12 protein-coding genes are annotated in these 17228 nt (G+C 54.9%); 8 read left to right on the top strand and 4 right to left on the bottom strand.

The genetic code is table 11. From position 1 onward, the window contains the following. Nucleotides 1–49: 49 nt before the first annotated feature. The 7 genes from NZ823_18370 to NZ823_18340 all read left to right on the top strand — a co-directional run bounded on the left by NZ823_18370 (nt 50) and on the right by NZ823_18340 (nt 7647). Entirely contained in the window at nt 50–625 is a 576-nt protein-coding gene (locus NZ823_18370; protein MCS6807091.1) for a sigma-70 family RNA polymerase sigma factor, read from the top strand. Beyond that, entirely contained in the window at nt 622–1170 is a 549-nt protein-coding gene (locus tag NZ823_18365) for an anti-sigma factor (protein ID MCS6807090.1), read from the top strand. Before NZ823_18370 ends, NZ823_18365 begins: the two co-directional genes overlap by 4 nt. Further along, nucleotides 1167–2111, top strand: coding sequence for a hypothetical protein (locus NZ823_18360; GenBank protein ID MCS6807089.1), 945 nt, complete (start codon nt 1167–1169; stop codon nt 2109–2111). The genes NZ823_18365 and NZ823_18360 overlap by 4 nt, the downstream gene beginning before the upstream one ends. Before the next feature lie 397 nt (nt 2112–2508). Next, nucleotides 2509–4338 carry a 30S ribosomal protein S1 gene (locus NZ823_18355; protein ID MCS6807088.1) on the top strand — a complete coding sequence of 610 codons (1830 nt, stop codon included), beginning with the start codon at nt 2509–2511 and terminating at the stop codon, nt 4336–4338. A gap of 233 nt (nt 4339–4571) precedes the next feature. Further along, nucleotides 4572–5915: an acetyl ornithine aminotransferase family protein gene (locus tag NZ823_18350; GenBank protein ID MCS6807087.1), complete on the top strand. Its 1344-nt coding sequence runs from the start codon at nt 4572–4574 to the stop codon at nt 5913–5915. 655 nt (nt 5916–6570) lie between these two features. Next, complete coding sequence (locus NZ823_18345; protein ID MCS6807086.1) at nt 6571–7179, top strand: RNA polymerase sigma factor; 609 nt, start codon at nt 6571–6573, stop codon at nt 7177–7179. Between the two features lie 33 nt (nt 7180–7212). Continuing rightward, the gene (locus NZ823_18340) at nt 7213–7647 is read left to right on the top strand and encodes an SRPBCC family protein (protein ID MCS6807085.1); all 435 of its coding nucleotides are present in this window, start codon (nt 7213–7215) and stop codon (nt 7645–7647) included. 1517 nt (nt 7648–9164) lie between these two features. On the opposite strand, the gene NZ823_18335 is transcribed toward NZ823_18340, so the two are convergent. The 3 genes from NZ823_18335 to NZ823_18325 form a co-directional block, all read right to left on the bottom strand. After that, nucleotides 9165–10559, bottom strand: a complete 1395-nt coding sequence (locus NZ823_18335; protein ID MCS6807084.1) for an MBL fold metallo-hydrolase — start codon at nt 10557–10559, stop codon at nt 9165–9167. Nucleotides 10560–10652: 93 nt separating this feature from the next. Continuing rightward, on the bottom strand, nt 10653–11258 hold the full coding sequence (locus tag NZ823_18330) for a hypothetical protein (GenBank protein MCS6807083.1): 606 nt from the start codon (nt 11256–11258) through the stop codon (nt 10653–10655). Nucleotides 11259–11499: 241 nt separating this feature from the next. Further along, a complete protein-coding gene (locus tag NZ823_18325; GenBank protein MCS6807082.1) occupies nt 11500–14622 on the bottom strand; it encodes a TonB-dependent receptor in 3123 nt (1040 codons plus the stop codon). Nucleotides 14623–15206: 584 nt separating this feature from the next. Here NZ823_18325 and NZ823_18320 point away from each other — a divergent pair. Beyond that, entirely contained in the window at nt 15207–15698 is a 492-nt protein-coding gene (locus NZ823_18320) for a hypothetical protein (GenBank protein ID MCS6807081.1), read from the top strand. 70 nt (nt 15699–15768) lie between these two features. Here the strand turns inward: NZ823_18320 and pyk are convergent, their stop codons facing one another. After that, nucleotides 15769–17208 (bottom strand): pyruvate kinase, encoded by a 1440-nt coding sequence (gene pyk / locus NZ823_18315; GenBank protein ID MCS6807080.1) that lies wholly within the window; start codon nt 17206–17208, stop codon nt 15769–15771. Between the last annotated feature and the right edge of the window lie 20 nt (nt 17209–17228).

The raw sequence follows: 17228 nt of genomic DNA, 5'->3' as shown, positions 1-17228 counted from the left end.
GCGTACCACCCAACGGCCTGAGCGTATGAGTACGGTGGCGTCCATCGCTATGAGGTATAGCGATCAGCAGATGATGACGCGCGCGGTTGGCGGCGAAAAGCAGTCGTTTGAGCAGATCGTCCATCGCTATCATCGTCCGGTGACCAAGTTCATTTATCGAATGGTCAACGACTACGAAACAGCGTTGGACTTAACGCAGGAAGTTTTTCTCAAAGTCTATACCGCCCTCGACAAGTACGACGAGCGGTACAAATTCACCACCTGGCTGTTCAAGATCGCCTCCAATCACACGATTGACTATTTGCGCCGGCAGCACGGTGAGCTCTCCTTAGACGCGCTGAAGGATGAGCCGCACGAAGGTTTGTTGGAAGCCATCTCCCATGAACCTTCGCCAGAGCAGCAGACCATTTTCAATCAGCGACGAGCGCTTATCGAACAAGCGATCGCGCAATTGCCCGTGCCGTACCGGCAGATCATCATCTTACGCCACGTGGCCGAGCTGGAATATGAAGAAATCGCTCAGGTCACGGGGCTGCCGATGGGAACAGTGAAAAATCGGTTGTTCCGCGCTCGCGAAGCGATTCGCCAAAAAATCATTCAACTGGGGATTGATGGAATCGAATGAACTGCACAACTGAGAGCATCTACCTGTATGTGGACGGCCAGTTGCATGGCGCTGAGCGCGAGCAGGTGCAGCGTCACCTCTCGCACTGCGCGCACTGCGCCAAGCTCATGCGAGCATACCAAACGCTGCTGGCTGAACTTGACGCTGTCCTTGCCGAAAAGGAACCGCCGGCTTGGCTGGAGCAAGCTATCTTGAACCGTGCCTACGGCGACTTAACAACGACCTTTCAACAGCAAGCTGAACGACGCCGCGCGTTGCGGGCCGCCGTCACACTGGGGCTTATGGCGGTCGCGTTTCTACGATTTGATGTCGTCAGTAACTACCTGATGGAACTGCTGACCGGCATCGAAGCCATCGGCTCCGTTGTCTGGAACATGGCGGTGGTATTTTTCAAGGGTCTTTCGTTTGTCACGCTTGGCATGGCGCACGACTTGTCGGGCCAGATGCCGGTCTGGCTCTTATTCGCGCTGACGTTGGCTGCCATATTGAGTCTGGCGCTGGCGCGCACGGTCATGAAGTTCGATGCCCCTCCTGAGACACCATGAGCTGCCGACGACGTTGCAGTATTGTTCTTGTTTGTCTCCTGTCCTATTCCCTCCCTGTCTACGCACAATCACCGGCTGTTGAGCCGGTGATTGTGCGCGCCGATGAAACCGTTTCCGATATTGTCGTGCGGGGGCGACCGCTGCATGTGCTGGGTCAGGTCAATGGCAGTCTGCTGGTGCTGGGCAACGACGCCACCATTGAAGGCCGCGTGCATGGAGACGCAACGGTCATTGGCGGTTCGATCACGCAACGCAACGGCGGATACATTGGCGGCGACGTGATCGTTGTCGGCGGCGATTACATCCAGACGCCGGAGGCCAGGCCGCTCAACCCACAAGCGCAGAAAATCGTCATCCGCGAGTATGGCGACTACCTTCGCGATGCCTTTCAACGGCCGTGGCGGCGGCTCTTCCTGCCACAACTGTCGGCGCTTTATGTAGGTCAGCGCATCCTCGGCCTTTTGTTTTATTTCTTGATCGCCTTGCTGCTGATCGCTATCATGCCGACACAACTGAATCGGGCCATCCATGTGCTGAAACACCGAGCTGTCAACATCGGTGTCGTTGGCTTGCTCAGCGCGATGTTGTTTGTTGTCGGCTTGTTTCTGTTGGTTCGCACATTGCCTGTCGAAGTAGCGGCTTCATTGACGTTGTTCGCCTCGCTGGTGCTACTGGGCGTCTATTTCTTCGGCAGCCTGGCCATGCACTTGTTAGTTGGACGCTGGGTGCAGCAACGATTCCGGCACGGGCGCGACCGTTCTACAATCAACGCACTGCTATATGGCATGGGGACCTTTGCCATCATCTTTTCCCTACCCATCATCGGCATGTTAACGACGCTCGGCCTAGCCATTGTTAGTTTCGGATTGGTGACGACGCTTCCCTTCAATTCCCTGCACCGCGCCGGCCCGGCGCAATCAACAGTAGGTACCGCATCGTGACCGAGTGATGGTTGCTGTGCAGTTCGGGCTGTGCGTGCCCCGCTCCTCTGAAAATAGCCCACGAAACACACGAACCTCACGAAAGAATTGTATTTTCCGTGGCGTGTGATAACACATGGGCGATCCTGTGAGAATGTGGCACAAGTATTCCTGCCTGTGCTCCATTTTCATCCTTCGTGGCGTGTGATAACACATGGGCGATTCCTGTGAATCACTCGCGCCCGCAAGCAAGAAAACTGAACCAGAAGTTCACAGGCGGCAGTGAGCTTGACAACTTCAGACACGACGTATAGAGTTGAGCCTTTCAAAGCATGAACTTATAAACGCAAGCTCTACAGGATTTGTAGCACGACGCTGCCAAAAGCGTTGTGAATCTTTTAGGCAAGAGGTGTTTTGGATGTCGCTAGATAATTTGAATCAAAGCGCAGGTCCTGAAGTGCCGCCGCCCGGTTCCGGTCCTGCGTCCACGAATGAAGCTGTTGGCGCCAGCCCGGCGGCTGTGGCAGAGACGCCAACCAATGAGCTGTCCGCTTCAGCGGAGGCCACAACAGAACCATCGTTCTCAGATCAAACGTTTGGGGACATGCTGGAGGCCATGGAGGAGCAGGCCTCGAGCATCAAGGTTGGTCAGATGATCACTGGTCGGTTGATCGCCTTGAGAGATGACGCCGCATTTGTTGATGTCGGCTTCAAAACCGAGGGTATTGTTCCGGCTGCGGAGATCAAAGAAAGCATGCAAGAGGTGAGCGTCGGCTCGGAAATCCCGGTTGTGGTCAAAGAGCTGGACGCGCCAGATGGCTACATTCGACTCTCCTACAAGGAAGCCCTGCAGAAACAGATGTGGGGACAGATCGAAAAAGCGGCTGAAAGCGGAGCGCCTGTCAAAGGTCGTATCGTGGAGCGCGTCAAGGGCGGGTTCAAAGTCAACCTTGGCGGTGTGGAAGCGTTCTTACCGGCCAGCCAACTGAACCTGCATCAAGTGCGCAACCCGGAAAGCTGGCAAGGCAAAGACATTGAGGCGAAGATCATTAAGCTGAATAGAAAGCAGGCCAACATTGTCATCTCCCGCCGCGCACTGTTGGAAGAAGAACAAGCTGCCAAACGCAATGAAGTGATGAACAGCCTGGAGGAAGGCTACATCGTACAAGGCCGCGTTAAGAGCCTGACCGATTATGGCGCTTTCATTGATCTGGGCGGCGTTGACGGCTTGCTCCATATCACCGATATGGCCTGGAAGCGCGTGCAACATGCCAAGGACTTGGTGAAGGTCGGCGACATCCTCCAATTGAAAATCCTCAAACTCGATCGCGAGGCGGGACGAATCAATTTGGGACTCAAACAGCTCTTGCCAGACCCCTGGGACACGATCAGCGAACGCTATCCCGTCGGCTCGCGCATTCTTGGCAGAGTCACGCGCATCGTCAACTACGGCGCCTTTGTGGAACTGGAGGAAGGCATCGAAGGACTCATTCACGTCTCTGAGATGAGCTGGGATAAGCGGCTCAAACATCCCTCCAAGTATGTCAAGGTTGACGACCAAGTGATGGTGGAAGTGATTGGCGCCGATGCCAAAGAACGGCGCTTGAGTTTCAGCTTGCGGCAACTGGAACCAGACCCGTGGAAACTCTTTGCCGAAACCCATTCGCCGGGCACGCGCCTGAAAGGCATCGTCCGTGGCATGACCGATTTTGGCGCGTTTGTTGAAGTCGAAAAAGGTATCGAAGGGTTGGTGCACGTCTCTGACATCTCTCGCCAAAAAGTTAAGCACCCGTCGGATGTGTTGAAAAAAGGACAAGAGGTGGAAGTCGTCATCCAACACATTGACTACAACAACCGCAAGCTGAGCCTTTCCATGAAAGAGCTTGAACCGGACCCATGGGAGGTCTTTTTCGCGACTCACCGGCCGGGCGATATTGTCAAAGGCAAAATTGCGCGGGTGGTGAACTTCGGCGTGTTCGTGGATTTAGGCAGCGGCGTGGAAGGGCTCTGCCATATCTCGGAACTGTCCGAAGAGCGCGTGGAGAAACCTGAAGATGTCGTCCAGATCGGGCAGGAGTACGATTTCCGCATTCTCAAGCTTGATCCCAGCCAACGGCGAATCGGCCTGTCAACCCGCGCGGCAGTCGAAAAAGCCGAGCCAACATCCTATACGGTCAATGATGACTCCGGGCGATTGGCCAGCCTGGGAGAAATCGCCGGTCGGGGCGCTGAGAAACGCGAGGAATAAACCAACCAGTCAGACCGATCGAGCCGGAGCCGCGACCGAGCCGGCTCGAAACGGCCACAACCGGAAATTGGTGATCTCCATGATGGAACGGTCCCGCTTAAGTTCTACACCTCGCTTCGCGCGGCGAAATCTCTTTGCCGATTAACCTCGCTTCTGTCTGTTCCCTTCTGTTTGCTCACCCACTGAGCATTTCTTGAATGCTGCGTTAATGCTTGTTAGAGGGAGGTACAACGATGCAACCTGATAGGAAATTTCCTTGCATTCAAACACAACTGCCCGGACCCCACGCTCAGGCCATCCTGCAAAGAGACGCTCGCATGATCTCGCCGTCTTACACCCGCCCGTTCCCACTTGTCATCAAACGAGGGTCTGGCGCGATCATCGAAGATGTGGACGGCAACTACTTCCTCGATTTCAACGCCGGCATCGCTGTTTGCGCAACAGGCCATTCACATCCCAGAGTCGTTCAAGCGATCAGTGAGCAAGCGGCTCAATTCCTCCACATTGGCGCTGCCGATTACTATTACGATCTGCTCCCAACAGTCGCCGAAACGCTTGCAACGATCACGCCCGGAGAGTTTGCCAAACGCGTCCACTTTGGCAATTCCGGCGCGGAAGCCATCGAGACAGCGTTGAAGGTCGCCCGCTATGCAACCAAACGTGATAAGTTCATCGCCTTTCATGGCGCCTTTCATGGTCGAACGCTTGGCGCGCTCTCGTTGACGGCTAGCAAGACAGCGCAACGTCGTGGCTTTGGCCGCCAACTGCTGGACGTCACCCATATCCCTTATGCACATTGCGTGCGCTGTGCCTACGGACAACGCGTGGAAACCTGCCGGGTCGAATGCCTGAGGGTTGTCGAAGACCTGTTATTTCAGACCACCGTGCCGCCTGAAGAGGTCGCCGCCATTGTGGTCGAACCGATTCAGGGTGAGGGTGGCTACATCGTCCCGCCAAAGAAATTCTTTGAGCAATTGAACGATCTGCGCCAGAAGTATGGCATCCTGATCATTGCTGACGAAGTTCAATCGGGCATGGGACGGACCGGCCGTTTCTTTGCCTGCGAGCACTTCGACTTCGTTCCCGACATCATCACCATCGCCAAAGGTATTGCTTCGGGGTTGCCGCTCGGCGCAACAGTGGCCCGCGCCGAACTGATGGCATGGCACGAAGGCGCGCATGCCTCCACGTTCGGCGGCAATCCGGTCGCATTGGCGGCTGCCCGCGCGACAATTCAGTTACTCGAAGAAGGCATCATGGAAAACTGTCGGGTCGTTGGTCAGTATCTGCTTGAGCGGCTTCGCTCGCTTGCGGTTTCATTTCATGAACGTATCGCCGACGTTCGTGGATTAGGTCTGATGATCGGCGTAGAATTTGTAAAAAATCGTCAAACGCTGGAGCCCGACAAGGCGCTGCGTGACCGGATTGTGCAAGAGTGTTTCCGGCGAGGGTTGATTGTCATCGGCGCTGGCGCTTCAACCATTCGATTTTCCCCTCCCCTGATCATTGATCACGAACAAGTAGACTGCGCTGTGAACATCTTCCACGAGGCTCTCACGGCCGCGATCAACGACTAACCACGCACCAACCAGACGGGAACAATCTGCGACTCGGACCGCGCCCATCATGAATCATGATGAGGACCGAGTCGCTTCATTGCTCATTGTGCTCATGCGGCCAAGGCCTGGCCAACTGGCTCTCAAGAAAACCAATCTGGCCACGCGCCACGTAATACGATTTCGGAACCAAGACACACGAAAAACGTTGTTAGGGTGTCGCTATGAATCAAAGCGCAATACAAAGTAACAACCTCATGAAGGCACGGATCATGACGCCAACAAGACGTGTTTTCTGCCGGTTACAGGTCGAACCTGAGGCAACTGGGCGAAGCTCAACATTCACGGCACGCCGGTTGCAAAAAGAATGACGGCTCAAAACAAGAGGAGAGAACATGAAGCGACCATTGCCCAGTCCACGTCACGACATGAAACCTACACGAGCTTGTGGCCGAGCCATCGTCCAATGCCCAGCTTCATTGGGTCAGGGCCGATCTTCTGCCAGGATGAGTTTGGTGTTTGCTTTCATCATATTCTCGCTCGCTGAAGGTTTACTGGCAGGAGCTCCCTGTTATGTTCACTCCTTGCGGAACAAGAGGTCGCGTTCGTTGTCAGCTTACTGGCTGGCGCAGCAAAATCAGGTCAGAAAACTTCATTCAAACAGAGGATGCCAACTATGACACTTGAAGCCACATTACCTATGTCCGATTTCGCTCTGGCTCAGGCCTCGGCCGCTGGTGATGAGGCCGCTTTTGAAATGATCTATCGAACCCACTCGCGCAAGGTCTATTCATTGTGCTTGCGCATGCTGGGAAACCCAACCGACGCTGAAGACGTCACGCAAGACGTGTTCGTGCAACTGCACCGCAAAATCGGCACGTTCCAAGGAGACGCTGCGCTGGCCACATGGCTCTATCGCATGACGGTCAACACGGTGCTCATGCACCTGCGCCGCGAGCAGCGCAAACACCGGGAAGAGGCGGTCGAAGATGACTCGCTGCAAAGCCTGGCTGAAGTTGATCCGCATGATCAGCGAAATGAAATCTCGCTGATTGATCGAATGGCTTTGGAACGCGCTATCGCGCAGCTTCCCACCGGCTATCGCAACGTGCTGGTGTTGCACGATATTGAAGGCTATGAGCACGAAGAAATCGCCGAGAAACTCCACATCAGCGCCGGAACCTCGAAATCGCAACTTCACAAAGCGCGTCTCAAATTGAGAAAATTGCTCCTGGGCCGGCGCCGTGGCAGCTTATCCGGTTCCTCACAGCCGCAAATCGCCTAATTCGACTTGAGTTCTTTGCTGCAAGGTGAGAAGATGACCGTTGCTGTGAGCACAGTACAAAACAGAACGACCGGCCACTCCCGCTCCAATGTCACGTCCCGCATCGAGCTGGTCACGCTGGTGGCCGCGCCGCCCGAACGTGTTTGGTCAGCCGTTCGGGATTTTGATTCCAAATCCACCAAAGGATTGCTCACTGTTCTGCATCAGGAAACAAACAAGCTACTGGTCTACTCTGTCTCCGGCTTGCCCAAAACCATTAAGACTATGATCGGCGAGATTCAGTTGGAACCGAGTGGTTCTGGTACTCGCCTGCGCTGGTCTGTCCAATTCAGCACGAAGCGCACGATGGTGGCTCGTCTATTGCGGCCCATGTTGCGCCATAGCATTGAACGCACCCTCCGCGACGGTATCAAAAGGCTGAAAGAAAAAGTCACAGTCATCGGCCATCATACTCCAGCTTCGTCATGATGCTGACTGGCAGAGTAAACTCGGATGGTGAAACCCTGATCCCAAGACGCTGAAAGCACCCTTCATAGCTTATGAATAACGATGTTGACTAAAGCAATCGAGCCGTGTTGACCGACCCCAGAAAGCGAACCGTTAGCCAAGTCGGCATCGGCGCAAAGGTATCAGGTGGCAAGTGGTAGTGAAAAAGCTGCTGTAGCGCGATCATGGCTGGGATAAGATTTTGCGCGAAGAAATCAGAATCAGCGCCTGAGGAAGGTGGTTCGCTGACCGTTCAGTTATTTGATCGAAGAGCGGAGAAATGATGCCTGACTCATCGGCGATTGAGGAGCACTTATTGAAACTCGTTCAAGGACTGCTGAATGGTTTAACTCAGAGGTTGAATCTATGCTTCAAGTCTAATAGATATGCCGCAAAAATGAAGACGAAATGCCGAGACTGAGGATGGCGAAGCGGGTACAATGGAGGCGTTCATTTCGATAATTTCGATATAGGAGGCAAAGTTATGACCAACCGTCATTATCATCTCATGCTTGTCGGCGTCCTAGTGCTTGCGGCATGGCCACAGTCAAACGTTCAGACTGCTGTGGGGCCACGCCTGGTCCTCAACTCAGCCGGCCACTCGTATCTTACCAAGGGGACTAATGCGGGAGTACCGACGGCTTTACTACTTTCACCATCCTTTTCAACCTCAACTGAAAGCGGTAACCCAGCAGGAGCCACAATCCAGCTTCCAGGCGGGAATTGGACCGTTGGAGCACATCCGGTCTGGACTGATGGGTCACCGGTCAATGTTGCAGCGGTGACCCTGCGTGCCGACCAAGGCTTGAGCATCAGCTCTGTGAAAGTGAAGAACCTCTCACCTCAGAAGATCACTGCCGTGAAATTGGCGTGGTACATCTTCTCTGAACAGGGTGGCGATCAAGTACTACGTTCTGGGAGTACACCCCGTATTGCCATAGCGATCTCGCCTCAAGCTTCAGGGGTCATCGAATACTCGGTCGTCTCCTTTGCCAACGAAGCTGCCTCCCTTAGCACGTCAGGGAATCTCAGTGGCGCTTACCACGTAGCTGTGGCCATTGCCGAAGCGCGGTTCGAAGACGGCTCGGGCTACAGCCCTAATAGCGAAACCTTGGCATTGAAGTGGCTGAAATGGTTCACAACGCCCGGGGTGGGTTGCTACAGTTGCCAAAATCAACGCTGCGCTTGGTCATATATTGACAAGTGCTACAGGTGTGAGAATGGCCCTTGTGAAACGTGCACATGGCATAGTTGCAATTCGTGTACGGTTTCGCGTTGCGGTCAGTGACCCACAGTGTTCAGCTTCGACACAACTGGACAATGGTCTGGCTGTGTTCGCCCGAGCACCATTCATGGCATCCCTCCCGCGCGTTAGGGACGCGACGTTAGATGAAAACCTGGCAGCGCCCGCTCCACGATGCCTTTTCCAATAACCGCTAAAGCAGCAGGCAAAACGCTTGGCGCTCGCAGGGTTTTCATGAGGCTCATCACCCGGCCCTTCACTCTGCCAACGGGACTGTTTGTTGATAATGAGGAATCTGGACAGGCCAGCCAAAGGTTTGTTCAATGTGATGCTGGAGGGCTTGGCTGGCCGAGGGTTCACCGTGGACGATGTAGGTCATGCGGGGCGGACGTTGGAAGCCGCCTAGCCACTTTAGGATTTCGCTATAGTCAGCGTGCGCTGAGAGCGTATGGATGACCTGCACCTCTGCTCGTACCGGGATCATTTGTCCATGAATCTTGATCTCTGGCGCGCCGTCAGCCAAGAGTCGCCCGCGCGTTCCAGCAGCCTGATAGCCGACAAACAGAATAGTATTCTGCGGCTCAGGCAGCCGCGCTGCCAGATGATGCAACACACGCCCACCTGTCGCCATGCCGCTTGATGAGATAATGACGCATGGCGTGCGGTCACGAACAAGCGATTGGGATTGCGCCTGGCCACGCACTAGCGTAATGCGGGATTTGGCCTGTTGCAGTTTGGCGACCATTGTCTCTTTCATTTCATGGTCGTGGTCTTCAGGATGACAAATGTAGTGAGCAGTCGCCTCAATGGCCATCGGGCTGTCAATATAGACAGGAACCGGCGGAATGCGCCGTTGTTCTTCAAGCTGGATGAAATGATAGAGCAGCTCCTGCGCGCGACCGACCGCAAAGGCCGGAATAATAATCGTTCCGCCACGCCCAATGGTGTCATTGACAATCTGGGCAATTTGGTCTTGGGGGTTTTGCGGATCATGTTGGCGGTCGCCATAGGTGGATTCGACCAGCAGATAATCGGCTTCGGGCACCACGGCTGGATCATTCAAAATCGGACGATCATAGCGTCCGATGTCGCCACTAAACACGACCTTCGTGTCCTGCTTGTGGTGATTCGTGATGAACAGCTCAACAAACGTTGAGCCGAGAATGTGCCCGGATGTACTCAAGCGAAACGCTAGCGATTTGGTCAGCCGAATGACCTCGTGATACCGGACCTTCTGAAACAGCTTGAGCGATGCTTTGGCGTCTTTCACCGTGTAGAGCGGCAGAGCCGGTTTGTGTTTAGAAAATCCTTGTTGGTTGGCGTGCCGGGCATCTTCTTCTTGTAGCTCAGCGGAGTCGGGCAACAACAATCGGCACAGGTCATACGTGCCGGCGCTCGAATAGACCGTGCCGCGAAATCCGTCTCTGACCAATCTGGGCAAATAACCAGCGTGGTCAATATGCGCATGGGTCAAAATGACCGCATCCAGTGAATGGGGAGCCACAGGCAATGGTTCCCAATTTCGTAAGCGAAGTTCTTTCAGGCCCTGAAAGAGTCCACAATCAATCATCACGCGAAAGCTGTCAACGGTCACGACGAATTTCGATCCAGTGACCGTCTGCGTTGCGCCTAAAAATTGTAAGCTGCTCATCAGTGAGTGATCCTCGGTGAGTGTTCAGTCATCGGCAGCCTCGGATTGGCAGCGCCGATGAATACCGACTGCTAGACCAGTTGCTAGAAACGCCTATGGCTCATCATCATTCTGCTTCTGAAGGTCGCGTTTCTGTTCAATCGCTTCCAGTTCTCGTTTGAAGGCTTCCAGCTTACTGCGCATCTGGCCGAGCTGCTCTTTCAACTCCCTTTCTCGTTCCAGCAGGACTGGCTGCTGCCCGGTCAGTTGCTGTAATTGCTGTTCGAGCTGTTGGCGAATTTGTCGCTTGATCTGATCCTGCGTGATGAAGGCGCTGGCGGTTGGAATGAATTCTTTGTCAAGGTTCTCCAGACGCGAACGAATAGCCAGTTGTTGATTGGCGATATCGAACAGTTGTCGTTGCACGCTGGCGAGACGTTCTTCCAGTTGTCCCTGACGTTGTTCCATCAACAGCACGCGCCACAGCACGGCGACTTCATCCACATCGGTTTTGAAGCGTTGGAGTTCCTTGGTGAGACTCCCAACGTGGCGATTCAACTCCTGAAGTGTCTGATTCAACTGTTGAATGTTGCTCTCGTCCGCTGTCGCGCGCGACGACTTGCTCACCGAGGTGGTTTGTTGAGCGACGCTCGCTTCGCTGATCCCGATCAGTAGGAGCGTTGCGCCAATGATGATTGAGCTGACCTTGCAGTTACGCATCACTTCCTCCTTCACGCGGGGTTTGAGCGCCGCCATGCTCATGACACTTGAGCGCGGTGCTCCCCACCTAGCACGTCCGGGGATAGAGAAAGTTTCACACAGTGAGTGGGCTGACTCACCGCTGGCAGCGGAGCGATACGCAGCAGGAGCAGGCAGCGCGCCAGCTCTGCATTCGGCGCTGACCTGCTCCTGGCTCATGTCACCTTGCGCGCGAGGCTGTAGTAAGATGCGATGCCTCGTGCTAGAAGTTCAGCCGGAAGCCCAACTGGATACGACGCGGATCAAAGACCGAGGTGAAGCCCAGCGGCTCCGACGGACTCCGGTCACTTCGGCCTTTCAAGTCAAACGGTGGAGGAATACGACCGACCGTGTTGTTGATGCTGGCATAATTCACTCGATTGAAGAGATTGAAGGCTTCAAACATCACATCCACTGAACGGCGCTCCGACCACAACCCGATCTTCTTGGTCAACCGCAGGTCTACCGCCCAGAAGTTTGGACCACGACCCGTATTGCGACCGGCAAACGGCGGACGGTCTGTCGTTGAGTGACGGTCGCCGTTGGTATCTTCGCCGGTCAACAGATTGAATGGACGGCCTGAGTTGTAACGATAAATCGGCGTCAGCACGAACCCGCGCATGAACCAGTTTTGCCACGGGCTTTCCAGCGCCGCATAGACGACGAACTTGTGTTTCTGATGGAACGCCGACAGAGCGCGTTCAGCGCGCAGATTGGCCTGATCCATCGGTTGGAAGTCGCTGTTGAAATCCGTCACCTCGTCAATGGCCTTGGAGAACGTGTAATTCGCCGAGAGACTGAAGTAATTGCTATAGCGCTTGGTCAGCTCGGCGATGAACCCGTGATAGAATGCGTTGCCTGTGGATTCATACACATTATCCTGCAACAGGAGACGATTGATGAAGCAATGGATCGGGCCATTGGGCACGCACTGCGGGCCGTTCCATTGACGAATGCCAAGCGGCCCAATGGGCGTCGCCGTTGACAAATTCTTATCGCGGGCGCGTGTGACTTTGGCCGTGCGCGAGAAGACGTAGCTGAGGCCGAATCCCCAGTTCGTGGACAGTTGCCGTTCGATGCCCAGGCTGGCTTGCTGAGAATAGGCGTTAGCATAATCGTCGGAATTGCTGAACAACACCGTCAGCGGTGGGATCGGACCCCGTTGCGTGATGTTGATACCAAACTGCGTGAGGTCCGCCGGCGAGATGGTACGGCGGGGAACCGGTATACCGATTACACCTTGCGCGCGCAGCGTATTGAAAATGTCGGCCGAAGAGAGCGGCTGCTCGGTGATCGGATTGATCAGCCCAGGCGCACCGGTCAATGGCACGAAAATTTGCGCAATCTGGCGGTAGTTGTCCGGCCCAAGCGCATTCAACGCATTGACGACGTAATCAATCTGGAAGTAAATCGGCGAGTAGAAAATGCCGTAGCCAGCGCGAATCGTTGTCTTTCCATCGCCAAAGGGGTCCCAGGCCAGTCCCAGACGCGGCGCAACGTTGTTCGTATCAGTTGGCAATGGGTCCTTGCGGTCGTCCAGTTCATACCGAACGCCGTAATTCAGCGTCAGATTGCGTCGGATTTTCCAACTATCCTGCGCGTAGATGGCGTAAAACGGAAGGGTCGCCTTCACGGTCGGGTCGCCGAAGCCTTGTTGATAAAACTGCGGCAACCCCAGGTTGAATGCCTGCAGCGGCGTGATCGTCGTAGCAGCCAACGCGCCATCTACGAAGAAGCCAGGCAGTGGACCGAACTGGAAGCGCCCACCAAAGAACGTGTGCGATTCGGTGTTGTTGCCGCGAAGTAACAGCGCGCCGCCAAACTTCATCGTGTGTTTGCCACGCGAATAACTGAGGTTATCGGCGAATTCGTACCGTCGTTGCGTGCTGAAGCTGGGCAGGAAGATGTCCCTGTTAAAGAACCCAAAGCCGCCGATGTTCAACTCCGGTCCGACCGGATCATTGGGGACAACGTCAAGCCGGTCGTAGTTCCACTGGCCGCGCACCTCATTGACCAACACCGGACTGAATGTGTGGGTCCATCCAAGGATGGCGTTGCTGTCGAATTGATCCAGCGAATTGCCACGAGAGAATCCCACCAGCGCGTTCAAGTTTTGGTTCTGATCAAAATTGTTGGCGAAGTTATAGCGAAAGACGAGTTGATTACGCTCGTTGAAGCTGTGATCGAGGCGCACATTCCACAAGAGGTTGTTCGCGGTGAACGGGAATACGCCGCTATTGCGCCGAAACAGATTGATGACAGCCGGGTCAGTAATGGTTAATTGTTGGCGCAACGCCGCTGCGCGGGCGGGTGGTAACGTGCGCAAGATCGCTTCCTGAGCCGCTGTTGGCCGAAAGATGGCGAAGTCAGTCAGCACCGGCACGGCCGTGGATTCGTCGCGGTTGAGCTTTTCAATCGCGCCGAAGAAGAAGGTGCGGTCTTTCTTAAAGGGGAATCCCAACGAGCCACCATATTGCTGACGATTGGAGGGCGGCTTGATGCGCGTGGGACGATCATTGATCAAATCAATGGCAAACGGATCAGCAGCATCAAGCGCGTCATGTCGGAAGAAACCAAACAATGTGCCGCGAAACTCATTGGTTCCCGATTTGGTGACGATGTTGATAACGCCGCCGCTAGCGCCGCCAAATTCCGCTGTGTAGTTGCTGCGATTGATTTGAAACTCTTGAACTGCTTCCTGACTGACTGTCGGGCGCACACCGCCGGCATCGTCGTTGGCTTCGCCGCCGTCCACCATGATGTTGTTGCCACGGCCATTGCTGCCGTAAAACGAGATGCCACTTTGCGGCGTCTGAGCGACGCGGAAATCCGTGTTGTCGGCCATTGCGTCAGAATCAACGATGCCGGGCGCCAGCAACGTGAACGACAGATAGTCGCGCCGATTGATCGGCAATTCCTGCACGTATCGCTCCTCAATGGTGTTAGCTTGCTGCGTGCGCTCGGTCTCAACCAACTGAGGCAAGGCCGTAATCTCGACGATTTCTGTTGCCACACCGACTTCCAATTGAAAATCGAGAGTGGCAATTTGGCCTACAGTCAGTTGCACGTCGCGGCTGACCTTGGTGCTGAACCCCTGGGCTTCCGCTTTGACTTCATACTGGCCCGGCGGTAGCAGCAAGATGCGGTATTCGCCTTTGTCATCGGCGACGCCTGTTTTCGAAAGTGCCCGTTCGGCATTGGTGACGGTCACAACCGCGCCCGGCACAACAGCTCCATTCGGGTCGGTCACCGTCCCTCTCAGTTCAGCCGACGTGGCTGTTGCCTGAGCCCACGCCGACGAAGCAGAAACCAGTAGAACGACGATTAGGAAGACATGGTTTTTCATCGTTTCCCCTCCCTTAAAAAGCGCTTCATGACATTTGTGTCTCTCCATCTTACCCTGGAAAATTTGGTTTTTAACGGGGCAGATTCTGTACTATCCAATTCACAGAAGTCAACCTCAAAAGCGGTAACTCCCCAACGAATGGAACGCGAATAACACCGATGGAGCGGATATTCGCCAATCCTTGATTGATTCGCATTGATCCGCATCATCGGCGTCATCCATGTGCCATCCTTCAATCAATGCCATTGACCGCGGGGAGTTGCGCGCACAGAGCGCGGATCAGGCGTCAGCGGACAGAACCGTTTTGCTGAGGCAAGAAATTTTTTCTGGTTGGTCACGCTCACTGAGCGAGTGAGCTGCTTTTTCACGGCGCCGCTGACGCAAGAAATTTTTCTTTTGCTTACGCGAGACCCTATGCTATAATCGCGCGGCCCGGTAAGTTCAGCACAAACACGTGAAGGACGGATTTTCAATGTGCGCTTGTTACCAATCGGGCAAGCCAACATGGAGGGGGATCGGCTGTATGCCCCCTAAATTGTCATGAAGCAGATCAACAAAATCTTGTTATGGAGGACACAAAGACTATGTTCAATCGCAAATCAATAGCTCTTGCTGCGTTCACAGTCGCGCTGATCGGCGCGGCCATCTTGTTCACGGGACTTAACAACACGTCTGCGCAAGGCCTTCGCTTGGCGGGCTCCTATGTATTTATGACGGCAGGCGGCAGCACCACAGAAGCCACCATCGGTGTGGTGACATTCGATGGCAACGGCAACATCACAGGTGGGGCATTGGAACTGCACATTCCGCGATCGGCCGTTGCGCCTGGTCAAACCGGACGAACGGTCATCCCGGTTCAGGTGACCGGCGGTTCATACACGCTCAACGCGAATGGCACGGGAAGCACCAGCGCCGTTGCTCAAGCTCCGCCGCCGATTGGAACGCTGACTCGAAACTATTCGTTGGTTGTCGTGGAGTCCACTGGCTCAGTGGCTACTCGGCTTCGAGGCGTTCAGATCGAGCCGACCGTGGCCGGCAATTTGGGCTACTTTGAACTTGTCCGGATCGGCAACTAAAACCCCACATTCATAGGCCATGATGAATGGTGAACGGTGCATACCACATAAAGATATGTCACTCGATTCATCATTCATCATTGGCCACAGTAGTTTGTTTTAGCACCTCTGCTTTGATTAAATTGGTCGTCCCTGACACACCCACCGGCACACCGGCCGTAATGACAACGCGCTGACCTGGCTGTACGAGACCTGATTTCAACGCCGCCGCGAATGCTTTATCAATCATCTCATCTGTGTTTCTCATCTCCTCGCTCAGGATCGGTGTCACTCCCCAGACGAGCGCGAGTCGCCGATAGGTTTTTTCCAGCGGCGTTGGCGCTAGAATGACACGCCCGGGGCGATACTTGGCCACCAGTTGCGCCGTGCTACCAGATTGCGTGAACGTGATGATCGCAGCAGCGCGAATACGTTCTGCCAGGTTACACGCGGCATACCCCACCGCTTCGGGCAGCGGTGGATCGCCTTCACGGTCGAATCGTTGCATCCAATTGGTGAACGGAAAGGCCGCCTCAATATCCTCAGCAATGCGCCTCATCACAACGACCGCTTCGGTCGCATATTTTCCCACGGCTGTCTCTTCTGACAACATCACGGCATCGGTGCCGTCCAGGATCGCATTAGCAACATCGGTGACTTCCGCGCGCGTTGGGCGCGGACTGTCTACCATCGAGCGCAGCATCTGCGTCGCCGTGATGACCGGCTTGCCGGCGCGATTGGCTTTTTCAATCAGCCGCTTTTGTACACGCGGCACTTTTTCCAGTGGCGTTTCGACGCCCAAATCGCCGCGCGCCACCATCAAGCCGTCAGCCGCTTGAACGATCTCATCAATGTTCAACAGCGCTTCATGCTTTTCGACCTTGGCAATCAACGGGATCATGTGGCCGCACTCGCGCATGAATTGCTTGGCCTGCTCGACATCCGCCGCCGTGCGCACAAACGAGAGCGCCACATAATCAACATCCTGCTCGATACCGAACACGAGATCGGCACGATCTTTATCCGTCAAACTCGGCGCTTTGATAGAGCGCGCCGGCAGATTGATGCCTTTGCGCGAACTCAGTAACCCACCAACAATGACCCGACACTGAATCTCTTCCTCAGTGGTGGAGACGACTTCCAATTCTAGCGAGCCGTCACTGAGCAGCAGCGTGTCGCCGGGTTGAACATCCTCAGGCAGGCCGGCATAGGAGATGGAGACTTGCTGCTGATTGCCAGCGACCGGACGCGTGGTGAGCGTAAACAACGCGCCGGGCTCTAACATGACCGAGCCGTCTTCTATATCCCCGATCCTGATCTTCGGGCCGGCCAGGTCTTGTAAAATCGCGACAGGACGATCCAGTTGAGCAGCCACGCGCCGAATGGTGGCGATCACTTCGCGATGCTCAGCGTGTGTCCCATGCGAGAAATTCAATCGCGCCACATTCATGCCGGCGCGGATTAACTGCTCCAGACTTTCCGGTGTGCGCGAGGCTGGGCCAATTGTGCAAACAATCTTCGTTCTTGCCATAATTCGTGATTCGGAGTCCG

The organism is Blastocatellia bacterium (genome assembly GCA_025054955.1).
Lineage (GTDB): Bacteria > Acidobacteriota > Blastocatellia > HR10 > J050 > JANWZE01.
This window is presented reverse-complemented; position numbering and strand designations above follow the sequence as displayed.